The sequence below is a fragment of the Janthinobacterium sp. 17J80-10 genome, from assembly GCF_004114795.1.
Lineage (GTDB): Bacteria > Pseudomonadota > Gammaproteobacteria > Burkholderiales > Burkholderiaceae_D > Paucimonas.
The window spans coordinates 663,694-678,613 of sequence record NZ_CP035311.1 but is presented as its reverse complement, the minus strand read 5'-3'; the positions used below and the strand labels follow the sequence as shown (position 1 = coordinate 678,613).

The 14,920-nt window shown below is 61.6% G+C and carries 13 protein-coding genes; 4 read left to right on the top strand and 9 right to left on the bottom strand.

What is annotated here, in order from left to right; genetic code table 11:
• Positions 1-51: 51 nt before the first annotated feature.
• The 6 genes from EKL02_RS02930 to EKL02_RS02905 all read right to left on the bottom strand — a co-directional run bounded on the left by EKL02_RS02930 (position 52) and on the right by EKL02_RS02905 (position 8,113).
• Positions 52-1,266: an ABC transporter substrate-binding protein gene (locus EKL02_RS02930; protein WP_128900645.1), complete on the bottom strand. Its 1,215-nt coding sequence runs from the start codon at positions 1,264-1,266 to the stop codon at positions 52-54.
• Between the two features lie 102 nt (positions 1,267-1,368).
• On the bottom strand, positions 1,369-3,033 hold the full coding sequence (locus EKL02_RS02925) for a GMC family oxidoreductase N-terminal domain-containing protein (protein ID WP_128900644.1): 1,665 nt from the start codon (positions 3,031-3,033) through the stop codon (positions 1,369-1,371).
• Positions 3,034-3,070: 37 nt separating this feature from the next.
• Positions 3,071-4,537, bottom strand: a complete 1,467-nt coding sequence (locus EKL02_RS02920; RefSeq protein ID WP_128900643.1) for an NAD-dependent succinate-semialdehyde dehydrogenase — start codon at positions 4,535-4,537, stop codon at positions 3,071-3,073.
• A 30-nt stretch (positions 4,538-4,567) separates the two neighbouring features.
• Positions 4,568-5,500, bottom strand: coding sequence for a hydroxymethylglutaryl-CoA lyase (locus EKL02_RS02915; RefSeq protein ID WP_128900642.1), 933 nt, complete (start codon positions 5,498-5,500; stop codon positions 4,568-4,570).
• 45 nt (positions 5,501-5,545) lie between these two features.
• The gene (locus EKL02_RS02910) at positions 5,546-6,766 is read right to left on the bottom strand and encodes a CaiB/BaiF CoA-transferase family protein (protein WP_128900641.1); all 1,221 of its coding nucleotides are present in this window, start codon (positions 6,764-6,766) and stop codon (positions 5,546-5,548) included.
• Between the two features lie 129 nt (positions 6,767-6,895).
• Positions 6,896-8,113, bottom strand: coding sequence for an MFS transporter (locus EKL02_RS02905; protein ID WP_128900640.1), 1,218 nt, complete (start codon positions 8,111-8,113; stop codon positions 6,896-6,898).
• A 109-nt stretch (positions 8,114-8,222) separates the two neighbouring features.
• Here EKL02_RS02905 and EKL02_RS02900 point away from each other — a divergent pair, with 109 nt between their 5' ends.
• The 4 genes from EKL02_RS02900 to EKL02_RS02885 all read left to right on the top strand — a co-directional run bounded on the left by EKL02_RS02900 (position 8,223) and on the right by EKL02_RS02885 (position 11,507).
• Positions 8,223-9,113, top strand: a complete 891-nt coding sequence (locus EKL02_RS02900; protein ID WP_128900639.1) for a LysR substrate-binding domain-containing protein — start codon at positions 8,223-8,225, stop codon at positions 9,111-9,113.
• A gap of 144 nt (positions 9,114-9,257) precedes the next feature.
• Positions 9,258-10,181: a LysR family transcriptional regulator gene (locus EKL02_RS02895; protein ID WP_206732485.1), complete on the top strand. Its 924-nt coding sequence runs from the start codon at positions 9,258-9,260 to the stop codon at positions 10,179-10,181.
• On the top strand, positions 10,174-11,013 hold the full coding sequence (locus EKL02_RS02890) for a mechanosensitive ion channel family protein (RefSeq protein WP_128900638.1): 840 nt from the start codon (positions 10,174-10,176) through the stop codon (positions 11,011-11,013). The genes EKL02_RS02895 and EKL02_RS02890 overlap by 8 nt, the downstream gene beginning before the upstream one ends.
• 218 nt (positions 11,014-11,231) lie before the next feature.
• Positions 11,232-11,507, top strand: a complete 276-nt coding sequence (locus EKL02_RS02885) for a hypothetical protein (RefSeq protein ID WP_128900637.1) — start codon at positions 11,232-11,234, stop codon at positions 11,505-11,507.
• A gap of 10 nt (positions 11,508-11,517) precedes the next feature.
• Here EKL02_RS02885 and EKL02_RS02880 read toward each other — a convergent pair whose 3' ends face one another.
• The 3 genes from EKL02_RS02880 to EKL02_RS02870 form a co-directional block, all read right to left on the bottom strand.
• The gene (locus tag EKL02_RS02880; RefSeq protein WP_128900636.1) at positions 11,518-13,656 is read right to left on the bottom strand and encodes a PAS domain S-box protein; all 2,139 of its coding nucleotides are present in this window, start codon (positions 13,654-13,656) and stop codon (positions 11,518-11,520) included.
• Between the two features lie 208 nt (positions 13,657-13,864).
• Positions 13,865-14,389, bottom strand: coding sequence for a TlpA disulfide reductase family protein (locus tag EKL02_RS02875; protein WP_128900635.1), 525 nt, complete (start codon positions 14,387-14,389; stop codon positions 13,865-13,867).
• Positions 14,390-14,461: 72 nt separating this feature from the next.
• A complete protein-coding gene (locus EKL02_RS02870; RefSeq protein ID WP_128900634.1) occupies positions 14,462-14,917 on the bottom strand; it encodes a DsrE family protein in 456 nt (151 codons plus the stop codon).
• Positions 14,918-14,920 lie beyond the last annotated feature (3 nt).

Here is a 14,920-nt window from a genome sequence, read left to right as displayed (position 1 = left end):
CCGCGGGTGCCATTTTTCATGGGGCGACGCAGGCGCGACGCCATGCCGGCATTACTTCCACATGGCGCACTTGGATTCGGCCTTGGTGGTGAAGGCGTCGGCTGCGGGAATCGTCTGCACGATCTTGTAGTAATCCCACGGCGCCTTCGATTCCGCTGGCGTCTTCACCTGGATCAGCTTCAGGTCGCTCATCAGGCGGCCATCCTCGCGGATCATCGCATTGCTGGTGTACATGTCGTTGACCGGGTTTTTCTTCAGGTACGCCATGACCTTGTCGCTGTCGTCCGTGCCCAGCGTCTTGACCGCTTTCAGGTACGTCATCGCAGCCGAGTAGGTCGAGGCATGCAGGGCGGTGGGCATGCGCTTCATCACGGCAAAGTAACGCTTGGACCAGGCGCGCGATTCCGGGCTCTGGTCCCAGTACCAGCTGTCGGTCGAGTACAGGCCCTGGGTCTGCTGCAGCCCCAGCGCATGCACGTCGGTGATGAACATCAGCAACACCGCCATCTTCATGGTCTTGTTCACGCCGAATTCGTTGGCGCCCTTGATGGCGCTGACGAGGTCATTGCTGGCATTGGCAAAGCCCAGCACCTGCGCCTTGGAAGCCTGCGCCTGCATCAGGAAGGACGAGAAGTCCGACGCATTCAGGGGATGGCGCGCCGCGCCGATCACGGTGCCGCCATTGGCCTTGACCACCTTGGCGGAATCGCCTTCGAGCGACATGCCGAAGACATAGTCGGCCGTCAGGTAATACCAGCTCTTGCCGCCCTGCTTGACCACCGCCGAACTGGTGCCGCGTGCTGCTGCCACGGTGTCGTAACCGTAGTGCACCATGTAGGGATTGCAATCCTCATTGGTGATGCGGCCGGTGCCGGTGGCGGGGATGAGGAAGACCTTTTTCTTTTCTGCGGCGATCTTGCCGACCGCCAGCATGACGGCGGAATTGGAGCCGGCCATGAGCAAGTCGACGCCGTCGCGGTCGACCCATTCGCGCGCCTTGCTGGAGCCGATGTCGGCCTTTTGCAAGTGGTCGGCATAGACCATCTCGATTTTCTTGCCATTGATGGCGCCACCCATGTCGGCAATCGCCATCTTGATGGCTTCGATGCCGCCCTGGCCGGAAATGTCGGCATACACGCCCGACATGTCGGTGATCATGCCGATCTTGACGGTGTCGCCGGAAATCTGGGCCAGGGCCGGCGCCGCTGCGCCCATGGCGGTTGTCGCTGCGACTGCCAGCGCCACTGCTTTACGTTTGAATTGCATGTTCATCTCCATGAAGTGGTTATTGCCTGATTGATTGCCGGATTGCACCTGCAGCAATGCTGCGGCAGGCATCCCGGTCTGCCTGGTTAAATCGGTTGTCCCCTACGCTGCCACCGGAAGCGCTTCTGCGGCCAGGGCAGCGCGGCCGCGGATCATGTCCGCCGCCTTTTCCGCGATCATCATGGTCGCGGCGCAGATATTGGCCGAGGGAATAGTCGGCATGACCGACGAATCCGCCACGCGCAAGCCTGTCAGCCCGTGCACGCGCAACTGTGCATCCACCACCGCCATGGGATCCTCAGCCGGTCCCATGCGCGCGGTGCCGTTCAAATGATAGGAAGACACGCCATAGCGCCGCGCAAAGTCGAGCAACTCATCGTCGCCGACCTTGTCCGGCCCCGGCAGCGTTTCGCATTCGACGTACTGCGCCAGCGCCGGGCTCTGCAACAGGCGCCGCGCCAGGCGGATGCCGTTGACCAGCACTTCGCGGTCACGCGGGTCCTGCAGATAGTTCGCCTGGATAAGCGGGTCGGCAAAGACGTCGGCCGAACGCGCGTGCACATAGCCGCGGCTGTCTGGCCGGTGCTGCCAGACCCCGGCCGTCATGCCGGGAAAGCTGTCGAGCATGCCGACATAACCTTCCTTGTAGCTGGCCGGCGAAAACACGCCTTGCAGGTCGGGCAGCGCCAGGCCCTCTTTCGATTTCCAGAAGAAATGCACCAGCGACGGACTCAGCGCCAGGATGTTGGGACGCCCCAGCAGCCAGCGGGCAATCTGGCCACCCAGGCCGAGGCCGCTGACCATTTCGTTCATGGTGCCGATGTTCTTGACGCGCGCCACCAGGCGCACCGAGAAATGGTCGCTCAGGTTGGCGCCGACGCCGGGCAAGTGATGACGCACCGGCACGCCGATGTCGCGCAGCAGCGCTTCCGGACCGATGCCGGAGAGCTGCAGCAGCTTGGGGGTGTTGATGGCGCCGGCGCAGATGATCACTTCGCGCCGCGCCAGCACGTCACGGGCGCTGGCGAGTTCGCGGTTCTTCATGTAACGCACGCCGGTGGCGCGCTTGCCGTCCAGCAGAATCTGGATCGCCTGCGCATTGGTCTTGATGGACAGGTTGCTGCGCGAGCGTGCCGGCCACAGGAAGGTGCGCGAAGTGCTCATGCGCCAGCGGCCCTGGATGGTGCGCTGGTAATAGCCGACGCCAGCCTGTTCGGCGCCGTTGTAATCCGGGTTGCGCGGGATGCCCAGTGACTCGGCGCCGGCAATGAAGGCTTCGCTGATCGGATGGATCCATTCGATGTCGGAGATCGGCAATGCGCCGGTGCGCCCGCGGTAGCGGTCGTCACCGCCGCTGCGGCGTTCCGTGCGCTTGAAATACGGCAGCACTTCGGCATAACTCCAGCCGGCGTTGCCCAGTTGCGCCCACTGGTCGAAATCGTTGCGCTGGCCGCGGTTGTACACCAGGCCGTTGATCGAGGTCGAGCCGCCCAGAACGCGCCCCTGCGGCAGCGGAATGCGGCGACCGTTGGTCATGTCGGTGGGTTCGCTCTGGAACTGCCAGGTCCATGCCGGATTGAACAGCGTCTTGATGAAGCCGGCCGGAATGTGGATATAGGGATGCCAGTCGGCCGAGCCTGCTTCCAGCAGGCAGACAGTCGCCTTGCCATCTTCGGACAGGCGATTGGCGAGGATGGCGCCGGCGGCGCCCGAACCGACGATGACGTAATCGAAGGTTTCGGAAGGATTGCTTGCTGCTTGTGTCATGGTCGTGCTTGTCTCCGTCTGGTGCTTGTGCGCCGGCTTATGCGGCGGCTGTGAAATTGCCCGACAGGCAGGCGTATTTCAGCTCCATGAATTCCTCGATGCCGTACTTGGATCCCTCGCGTCCCAGGCCGGATTCCTTGATGCCGCCGAACGGCCCGACCTCGTTGGAAATCATGCCGGTGTTGACGCCGACCATGCCGTATTCCAGCGCTTCCATCATGCGCCAGACGCGCGCCAGGTTTTCGCTGTAGAAGTAGGCGGCCAGGCCGGATTCGGTGTCATTGGCCATGGCGATGACTTCGGCTTCGCTGCGGAAGCGAAACAGCGCCACCACCGGGCCGAAAATTTCTTCCCGGGCGATTTCCATGGCCGGGGTGACCGGGCCGATCACGCTCGGCTCGAAGTAGGTGCCACCCAGCGCATGCGGGTTGCCCCCGACATGCAGCTGCGCACCCTTCTCAACTGCATCGCCCACCAGGCGCTGCACTTTCTGCAAGGCGCGGCCATCGATCAGCGGCCCCTGCTCGACGCCGTCTTCAAGACCGTTGCCGACGCGGAGAGTAGCCACACGCCTGGCCAGGCGCGCGGCAAAGTCGTCATACACGGCCTCGTGCACATAGACGCGGTTGGCGCAGACGCAGGTCTGGCCGGCGTTGCGGAACTTGGACTGCATCAGCCCCTCGAGGGCGGCATCCAGGTCAGCATCGTCGAACACGATGAAGGGCGCATTGCCGCCCAGCTCCAGCGACAGCTTCTTGATGTTCGCTGCGCTTTGCTGCATCAGCAGGCGGCCGGTCGGGGTCGACCCGGTAAAGGTCAGCTTGCGCACCGTCGGATTGGACGTCAGTTCGCCGCCGATTGCCACGGGGTTGCCGGTGACGATATTGAAGACGCCTGGCGGCAGGCCAGCTTGTTCGGCCAGCGCCGCCAGCGCCAGCGCCGAATAGGGCGTGAGTTCCGCGGGCTTGAGCACCACCGTGCAACCGGCAGCCAGCGCCGGCGTGACTTTCCGGGTCACCAGGGCACTGGGGAAATTCCAGGCGGTGATCGCCGCGCACACGCCGATCGGCTGGCGAAACGCCAGCAGGCGCTGGTCGCCGCGGGTGGATGGCAAAACGTCGCCATAGACGCGCTTGGCTTCTTCGGCGAACCATTCGACGAATGACAGCGCATAGGCGATTTCGCCGCGCGCTTCGGCCAGCGGCTTGCCTTGCTCCAGCGTCATCAGCAACGCCAGGTCATCGGTATTTTGCAGGATCAGGTCGTACCAGCGGCGCAGGATGGCGCCGCGTTCCTTGCCTGTTTTCGCGCGCCATGCCGGCAAGGCACGTTCGGCAGCAGCGATCGCCTCGCGGGTTTCGGCCTGCCCCATGTCGGGCACGCTGCCCAGCGCACTGCCGTCGGCCGGATTGGTCACGGCCAGGGTGGCGCCAGAAGCGGCATCACGCCATTCGCCGCCGATGTATGCCTGCTGCCGCAGCAGGGAAGGGTCGCGCAGTTGCATTTGTCTCATCCTCGTATGTGTTTATCCGTCTTAAGCTTGCGGGCGCGCAGACAGCTCAGTGCGCTTGCCGCTTCGCATCACCTGCCCCGGCACGTCGTGGCCGACGATGGCCGGCAGATCGCGCGCTATCGCCAGCAAGGCATCCAGGTCTACCCCGGTGGCCACGCCGCAGGACTCGAACATGTGCACCAGGTCTTCGGTGCAGATATTACCGGTGGCGCCGGGCGCAAAGGGACAGCCGCCGATGCCGCCCAGCGAAGCGTCGAAGCTGGTGGCGCCGGCAACTGCGCCAGCCAGCGCATTGGCCAGGCCCATGCCGCGGGTATTGTGGAAATGCAGGGTCAGCGGCACCTCCGGGAAGGCATCGCGAAAGGCGCGCGTGGTTTGCTCGACCTGCCTGGGATGCGCCATGCCGGTAGTGTCGGCCAGCGTGATGCTGTGCATGCCCATGCCGAGATACTGCTCCGCCGCCCACAGTGCGCGGTACACCGGCTGCTCGCCGTCGAAGGGGCAGCCGAAGGCAGTCGCCACGGTGCCATTGACGCGCATGGCGCTGCCCTGCAGCAGGCGCATGACGCCGCGGAACTGTTCCAGCGACTGTTCGCAGGTCATGCGCATGTTGGCCAGGTTATGGGTTTCGCCGATCGACATCACCAGGTTGATTTCATCGACCTTCGCTTCCAGCGCGCGCTCGCAGCCGCGTTCATTGGGCACCAGCGCAACGTAGGTGACGCCGGCAACGCGTGTGATGCCCTGCATGACTTCGGCGGCGTCGCGCAGATTGGGAATAGCCTTGGGCGAGACGAAGGATGTCACCTCGATCTTGGCCAGGCCGGTTAGCGACAGGCGGTCGATCAGCCTGATCTTTTCCTCGGTCGGCACGAAGGCCGGCTCGCTCTGGAAGCCGTCGCGCACGGCGACGTCGTTGATTTGGACCCGCTTGGGCAGATGTGCAGACAACATGGTGTTTCCTATTGTGCGTTTTGTGCGATGGATGCCGTCACCAGATCAGATGACGCCCTGGGCGCGCAGCGCGGCAATTTCCTCGGCGCTCTTGCCGAGCGACTTCAGGACCTCGTCGGTATGCTGGCCCAGTTCCGGCCCCACCCAGTTGGTCTTGCCCGGTGTCGCCGACAGCTTGGGCACCACGCCCGGCAACTCGACTTCCTTGCCGTCCGGCAGAGTGAAGGGCTGGATCATGTCGCGCGCGCGGTAATGCGGATCCTTGTGGATATCGGCGGCATCAAACACGCGCCCGCTCGGCACATCCGCGGCTTCCAGCACTTGCAAAACCTCTTCCAGATCGTGCCGGCCAGTCCAGTCGGAAATAGCCTGGTCGAGCATGTCGACCTGCTGCACGCGGCCGTCGTTGCGCGCCAGGGCAGGATCTTCCGCCAGGTCGGCGCGGCCCATGGCCTGCATGAGGCGCTTGAAAATGCCATCGCCATTGCCGGCAATGATGACGTAACGACCATCGCGACACAGGTAGGTATTCGAGGGGGCAATGCCGGGCAGGCTGGAGCCGGTGCGCTCGCGCACATAGCCGAAAGCGGAATATTCCGGAATCAGGCTTTCCATCACGCCGAACACGGCTTCGTACAGGGCCACGTCGATGAACTGGCCGGTGCCGCCATTGACCTTCAGGTGGTGCATGGCCATCATCGCACCGATCACACCATACAAGGACGCCAGGGTGTCGCCGATGCTCACGCCCACGCGCACCGGCGGACGGTCCGGATAACCGACCAGGCCGCGCAGGCCGCCCATCGATTCGGCGATTGCCGCGAAGCCGGGGCGCTTGTGATACGGGCCCGTCTGGCCATAGCCGGAGACGCGCACCATGATCAGGGAAGGGTTGATCTTGGAGAGCTGTTCCCAGCCCAGCCCCCAGCCTTCCAGGGTGCCCGGACGGAAATTCTCGATCACGATGTCGGCATCCTTGACCAGGTCGCGCACGATCTGCTGGCCCTCTGCCGACTTCAGGTTGAGCGTGACGGATTTCTTGTTGCGGCTTTGCGAATACCACCAGAGCGATGTGCCGTTGTGCAGCTTGCGCCACTTGCGCAACGGATCGCCATCGGTGGGGGACTCGATCTTGATCACTTCCGCGCCGAACTGGGCCAGGAGGCTGGCGGCATACGGGCCGGCGATCAGCGTGCCGATCTCGACGACCTTGACGCCCTGCAATGGTGCCGGCGTATTGTTGCTTGGATTGGTTTGCTCAGTCATGGCGAATTGTCGATGTCCCATCAAGCCCAGGCAGGTAATGCCCGGTTACGATAGATGCATCATACGAATGCGCGCGTGTCGGAAAAAGCAATCATTTGCGAGGCTGCCATCGCGAAACGCGATGGCACATCAGGCAGCGAGCGGCGCCAGCTTGCGCAGGCGCAAGGCCACCAGCAATGACAGGGCCAGGCACGCTGACAGCACTGCGACCACGCCATCCCAGCCCCGGCTTTGCCACATGAAGCCGGAAAACGACCCCACCAGGCTCGACCCAAGATAATAGAAGGACAGGTACAGGGCCGACGCCAGCGCTGCCGGCGCCCTGGCGCGCCGCCCTACCCAGCTGCTGGCGATGGAATGGCCGCCAAAGAAACCGAAGGTAAACAACGCGATGCCGGCAACGATCAGCGCCAGCGAATCGGACAGGGTCAGCAGCAAGCCTGCCAGCATGACGGCAATCACGGTCCACAATACACTGCGCCGGCCAAAGCGGTCAGCGAGCCTGCCCATCCAGACCGAGCTGAACATGCCCATCAGATAGAGCGCGAAAATCAGACTGACCTCGCTGTGGCTCAAGCCGAAATGCGCATCCGCCAGGCGAAAGCCGAGATAGTTGTAGAGGCTGACGAAGCAGCCCATCAACAGGAACGCCAGGCAAAAAAACCATGGCAGCCCGCCATCCTGAAAATGCTGGCGCGCGCCACTCAGGAGCGCTTGCGGGTTCAGTACGCCCGGCTTGAAATGCCTCGACGGCGGCAGGCTGCGCCAGAATTCGGCCGCCGCCAGCAATGTCGCACAGCCGATGATGGCCATCGCGGCGCGCCATGACAGATAGTCGCTCAGAAAGGCTGTGGCGACCCTGCCGGTCATGCCGCCCAGGGCCGTACCGGCGATATACAAGCCGATGGCATAGCCGAGCGAAGGCGGGTCGATTTCTTCGCCAAGATAGGCCAGCGCCACGGCCGGCACACCGGCCAGCGTCAGCCCCAACAGTGCCCGCAGCACCAGCAGTTGCGCAAAGTCGTGCACCAGGGCGCAGGCGATATTGAGCACGGCAGACACGATCAACGCCAGGCACATCAGGCCCCTGCGGCCGATGCGGTCCGATGCCGCGCTGGCAGCCAGCAGACAGATTGCCAGCGCGCCGGTGGACGCCGACAAGGCCCAACTGCTTTGCATCGGCGACAGCGCAAACTCCCGCGCAAACAACGGCAGCAGGGGTTGCACACAATACAGCAAGGCAAACGTTGAAAAGCCCCCAAGGAACATGGCACGGTTGGATTTCCGAAATTCCCGCGTGCCGGCGCGAATGCGTGCCGATGGCATGGCGATGGAGGGGACTTCCATGTGTTTCCTTGGTGTTTTGAGGTGCGACACCGCCATCGTAGATTTGCCGTCTCATTCAGTCCAATATATATTAGAAGCACTCTTTATATTTAAAACAGATAACAGAAAAATGGAACTGCGCCATTTACGCTATTTCGTCGCGGTCGCGGAAGAGTTGCACTTCACCCGCGCCGCCGAGCGGCTGCACATCGGCCAGCCGCCCCTGAGCCAGCAAATCCAGGCGCTGGAGCAGGAAGTCGGCGCCCGGCTGCTGGACCGGTCGCGCCGGTGGGTGCGCCTGACCGAAGCCGGCAAACTGTTTTTGCAAGACGCGCGCCGCATCCTGGCGCTGGCCGAAGCCGCCACCGACACGGCGCGGCGGGCCGAACGCGGCGAGATTGGCGAATTGCGCATCGGCTTTACACCGTCGACGCTGTTCATGCCGCTTTTTCCCAGCGTGATCAACGCGTACCGCAAGCAATTTCCGAATGTCACGCTCACCCTGAAGGAAATGGTGACGATGCGGCAGATCGACGCCATGGACCAGCGTCAGCTCGATATCGGCTTCATCCGCCCGCCGGCCGCCGAAATTCCGCGAGGGATCAGCCTGACCACCCTGCAGCACGATCCGCTGACCCTGGTTGCGCCAGTCAATCACCGCCTCGCCCGAAAGGCGACGATCACGATCAGCGACCTGGCGGAAGAAGCATTTGTGATGTTCCTGCAAGATGTCGGCACCGGCACGTATCCGCAAATCCTGCGCCTGTGTCGCGAAGCCGGCTTTTCGCCAAAGATCGCCATGGAAGCGCGCGAGCCGTCGATCATCATCGGCCTGGTCGCCGCAGGCTGCGGCATCTCGATCCTGCCCGAGTCGTTCAAGTGCATCCGCATCAAGGGCGTTTGTTACCGGCCGATCTCGGGTGCCTCGGCCGTCATGCAATTGATGCTGGCCAGCCGCAACGATGCAGCGACGCCCCTGGTCACGGCCTTTCAGAAACTGGCAATGGCCTTTGGACACTAGCGTCGGTACCATAATGAAACTTACTCGATGGCATAATGCGCTGTGGGCATGACCGTGATCGTTACTCGGCGCTACCCTGCCTCCAGCTGTCGTGCTGCATGCGTTGTGCTGCAGCAATATGAACTCCATCGGGAATTGCGCGCCATGCTGCGACTTGATCCAATTTCATTGCAATTGTTTATCGCCGTGCTGGAAGAAGGCACCATCGCGGCGGCCGCCGAACGCGAGCACATCGCCGCGGCTGCCGTCAGCAAGCGGATCAGCGAACTCGAATCCCAACTGCGCACGCAACTTTTGAACCGCACCAACAAGGGCATCGAGCCGACCGCGGCCGGCATTGCCCTGCTGGGACTGGCGCGGCGCGCCCTGCACGAACTCGATGACATCGCGGTGCAGATGCAGGAATACGCCAGCGGCATGCGCGGGCATGTGCGGATCTTCGCCAATATTTCCGCGATCACCCAGTTTCTGCCGGGCGAGATCAAATCCTTCCTGGCCGAATATCCGCAAATCCAGGTCAACCTGGAAGAGAAAATCAGCACGGCCGTCACCAAGGCAGTCGCCGAAAACGCCGCCGATATCGGCATCTTCATCATGCAGCCGCATGGCCATCAGCTGGAAGTCTTTCCCTACCATGAAGACAAGCTGGTGCTGATCACCCCGGCCGACCATCCGCTGGCGGCGCGCAAGACTATTTCGTTTGCCGATACGCTCGAGTACGATTATGTGGGCTTACATACCGGCAGCACCATCAACCTGCAGTTGCAAAATGCCGCCAGCGAGCTTGGGCGCCTGGTGCGCTTCAGCATCCAGGTGACCAGCTATGACGCCCTGTGCCTGATGGTGGGGTCGGGCCTGGGCATCGGCATCCTGCCGGAAGGCGTTGCCAAAACATATACCAGGACCTTGCGCCTGCGCGCCATTCCCCTGACCGAGCCCTGGGCCAGGCGTGAACTGAAAATCTGCGTGCGCTCCTTCGACGCATTGCCGGTTGCGGCAAAACTCCTGGTCAACCACTTGAAACGGCAATCCATGGCGCCATCCGCCCCTGAAAAAACACATGACTGAATTTGAATTCCTCGGCCGCTACGAAATGGGGCGCATCATCGCCACTCTCGTCACCCTGTTCATCACGATCTTTGTGATGAAACTGATCCAGAAGCATGCCCGCCTGTATGCCGGCGACAGCGTGGAGCTGGCGCGCCGGCGCGGCAACTTCGTGTTGCTGAAAAACCTGGTATTGCTCGCGGCGGTGATCGTGGTCGGCACGATCTGGGCATCCAAGATTGCCGGCGCGGCGCTGTCGCTGGCGGCTGTGGCCGGCGCGATGCTCATCATCAGCAAGGAATTCCTGGCCAACCTGCTCGGCTCGGCCTTCCTGACAGTGTCGCGCCTGTACCGGGTAGGCGACTTCATTGAGCTCGACGGCATTTCAGGACGCGTGATCGACACGGACCTGCTCACCACCACGCTGTCGGAAGCGCAGGAAGGCAGCCAGGTCACCAGCCGTACCGTGACGCTGCCGCACTCGCTCCTCCTGGTCAAGCCCTTGCGCAACCTGACGGCCACGGGCGCCTATGTCGTGCACCTGCTGAAAGTCGTGGCCGATCCGGCGGAAGACCTGATCGCCCTCGAACAGGCGCTGCTGAAAGCCGCACATGAAGTCTGTGCGGCCTGGATGGCAGAAGCCGATGCCCACCTCCAGCGCATCGAATCGCGCGAAATGGTGGACTTGCCCTCGGCTGAGCCAAAAGTGATCCTGCAACTGAACGACGTCAAGCAAGCGACGCTGTCGTTGCGCTATACCTGCAGGCCGAATGAGCGTGTGAAAGTCGAGCAGGCGATATTGCGACATTACCTGGCGCAGCGCCAGCCGATGCAATGCCAAGTCAGCGCGTAGCCGTCACATGCCGCATGCCGGCCTGAAATTCCACCCTGCCCGCTTCGCTATCCGGCGTGGGGAGCCAGCCAGGACGATCGGTTTTCCTCCAAAAATTGTTACTTTAAAACAATTCCAAATAGCCGTCGCCGGAATTCGTCGAACATCAAACTTCGTTCTGCTTGCCTGATCCAGAATGGCTCCTATACTAATAATTTACCCGAGCCCGAGGAGACACCATGAACAAGTCGCAGATACTTGCGCTCATGATGCGCAGGAACCATCAAAGCACCCAGACCGACCTGTTGAGCATTTCCGATCTCATGGCACAAATGCTGGCTGATGTCTCGGACCGTTTGAGCGAGGATGAATTCTATCGGTTCATCAGCATCGGCTCGGCCGTCTACAGCCATGGACTGGAACAATTTGGCGAAGACGTCGAAGAAGATATTTCCGCAGCGGGGGACGAGGACTGGCCGGGAGATACCACGCGCCGCATGCGCGGACGCCACTGAGCAATCCGGGTCAACTCGTTCGAGCAACGAGGTCTTTTCTGATTTCCAGGTATACCGTGATGACCGTGCCGTGACCGGCACCGCTTTCAATATCCAGCGCACCGCCGAGCGAATGGATGCGCTCGCGCATGCCCACCAAGCCGAATGCATTCGGCTTGGCGCCGGCAGCCGGCTGTATTCCGATCCCGTTGTCGGTCACGCGCAGGCACAGGCGGCTGCCGGTAACGCGTAACATAACGGTGACCGCGCTTGCCTGGGCGTGCCGGGCAATATTGGTCAGCGACTCCTGCAAAATACGAAATAGTGCCAGCGCGCGTTCGTCATCGCGATCAAAGCAAATACCCGTGGTATCGAGGGTGAGATGGCAGCGAATCCCGCTGATGCGCTCGAACTCCTTGACCTGCCACTCGATGGCAGCGTCGAGGCCTAGCTCCAGCGTGGCCGGACGCAGGTTGTTGATGATGGACTTGACCGAGCGGATGGCGCCGTCGATGTTTTCCAGCACCGTGTTGGCTTTGCGATGCAGCTTCGGATGCGTTTCTGCCGTACGCGCGTGCATCATCGAGACGTCGATGCGCAAGGCGAGCAGGCTTTGCCCCAGATCGTCGTGAATTTCCCGTGCAATGCGCTTGCGCTCGATCTCCTTGATGCGCTCCTGGTGCGCACTCAACTGCTGCAACACGTCCTTGGATTTGCGCAGCTCTTCCTCGACCAGCTTGCGCTCGGAGATTTCCGTCTTGAGCTTTTCATTGGTGCGTACCAGCGCCGCAGTACGCTGCAGCACCTTGACCTCCAGATCGTCATGCGCCTGGCGCAAGGCGTTCTGCGTACGCTTTTGGTCGGTAACGTCGCGCACCAGCGCCAGCATCATGAGGGCGTTGCCACCGACACTGTAATTGATCGGCCATAGCTTGATGTTCAGGTAAATCGTTTCGCCAGTTTTGCGCCGGCATTCCTTTTCATACTGATCCAGCGTGTTCAAATCCTGCTCTTTGCGCGCTCCGCCCGTGCGCCACTGGTCGGGCGACCACGGCAAAAAGTCGCTGCCGATAATGTCTTGTGCGTCATAGCCGACAATTTCCAGGAACGCATCATTGCATTCGGCGATGCAATCGGCGCAATCGATGAGCACGACCCCATCGCGCAGTGATGAATATAGTCTGCGATAACTGTTTTCACTGCGCTCCAGGCGGGCATACGAACGCACCGCGAGGGTTCCGCCACCAAACATCAGCGCCGCCATCAGTACCAGTCCAGCCAGGCCGATCCGTACATCGCGCCGCAAGGCTTCTTCCCACTCGCGGCTGGCAATACTGACCGACACCAGTAGCGGCATGTCTTCGAGCGCGCGATAGCTGTAAAACCGCGTCTGGCCATCCAGCGTTCCCGAGGATATACCGCTGCCGGCAGGCGCCCCCGCCGTGCGCTCGAACAGATCGGTCTGGGCGACGCCGGCGGCAAAGGTTTGCTCGAAGTGCGGTGCGCGGGCAATGATGGCGCCGCCCCTGTGCGCCAGCACCACCGAGGCATACTGGCTGGAACGCATGCTGTCGAACACGGCGGCAAGACGGCTGGCATCCATGCGCGCCACAATCACGCCAACGAACTTTCCTTCAGCCGATTCTACGCGGCGGCTCAGAAAAAATACGCGTCGACCATCCTCCCTGGCAATCACCGGCTTGCCGACATACAGGCCATTGCCGGCGTCGCGCCTGCGGTGAAACTGAAAATAATCGCGATGGGCGTGTGAGGTGCTGTGCACAAGCACCGGATCGGAGGCAGCCAAGGCGATGCCGTCGGCATCGATAAAAAGGACCTGGAATTTGGCAGAAAAACTTGCCCCATTGGCTGCCAGCAGCGCGCCGACGACCGTTGCGGATCCACGCTGGCTGGACGGCATTGCCTTGATGGCATTGGCAAAACCATTCAGGGAAATATCCGCCAGCTGGATCGTATGCAGGACATGCTCTTCGACGGCCTTGACCAGACTTTGCGTCTGCGCCTTGGCGATCCGCTGCCGCTCCGCATCCGAAGCGTAAATTTTCCAGGCCAACGCTCCCGCCACCAGCAAGCCCAGCACAGTCATGCCAGCAAGTAATCTCTGCCGGAAACTGGCACTGTTGGGTAGGGAGGGGGTGGCGCCAGTCATGCGTGCTTGATCACTCGCGGCGAGTAAGATAACGAATTAACATTTCACTGCGAAAATGTTAAATTGATAATGTTCATTGTAGCATTGTTGCCAGAAGGTTCTATGTTTTTATTGATGCAGTAAACAGCCTTGCCGCGCGGTCAACATCGTTGACTGCGCGGCAAGGCTGGAAGGCATACGGCGCATACGCCGTCACCCTTGCAAGACTTCAGGTGAGCGACTGCTCGAGCAGGGCATGCAAGCCCTTCCAGTCAGGTTCACCAAGGTAGCGCTTGACGATATGCCCATCCTTGTCGATCACGAACGTGGTGGGAGTCAGTTGCACATCGCCAAAGGACTTGGCCAGCTTGCCCTCGACATCCAATGCAACCTTGAAAGGCAACTGGCGGGTCTGGACAAAGTTGACGACGTAGTTGGGTGGATCGTAACTCATTGCCACGGCGACGAATTCCAGGCCGCGGCCCTGGTATTTTTTATAGGTCTCGACCATTTGCGGCATTTCCTTGACGCAAGTCGTGCAACTGGTGGCCCAGAAATTCACCATGACGACTTTGCCGCGCAACTCTTGCGTGCTCAGCTTGTTGCCCTGCAAATCGACAAAAGTAACATCCGGCGCTTTGTGCTGACTGAAAAATGCAAAATATCCGGCCACCGCCAGGGCAACCACTATCAATCCGGCAAGCAGCTTGATCCAGACAACTTTTGGCAATGGGCTTGGGGAATGGGTTTGCATGATCGTTGAGTGCGGAAATCGGCGGGAACGGCTGATTATAGCGGTGTCGTTCCGCCCGTGCTTGCCAGCCGGCTAGGGACGCAGGTAAACGAAGCCTTCCTGAGCCTGCAACCGCGCAACTTCCGCCACGCCGGATTCCACCAGGCTGGCTTGCGGCAACAGGCGCTCGGCAGACACGTCGTGCGAGGCCAGCGTGTTGCGGCAGACACGGAACTCGACGCCCCGGGCAGCCAGCGCCGCCACATCATCGTCAAAAGGCTTGCCATTGCGATCCACGGCCTCTTTGAGCAGGAAGCGGATGCCTTCGCCATGCGCGACGACGACAATCCTGTCCTGGGGGGCGGCACGCAAATGGTTGCGGATATTGCCCAAAGCGCGCTGCGCCTGGCTATTGCCTTCCACCAGGTGGTAAACCACCTTCACTTGCCCGGCTGCCTGCACCGGTGCCGGCGCAGCGGCCGACACGCCGGCGCTGCCAGCCAGCGCCAAGACGCCGACAATGAAATGCCTGAGAAATCTACGACGCATGCT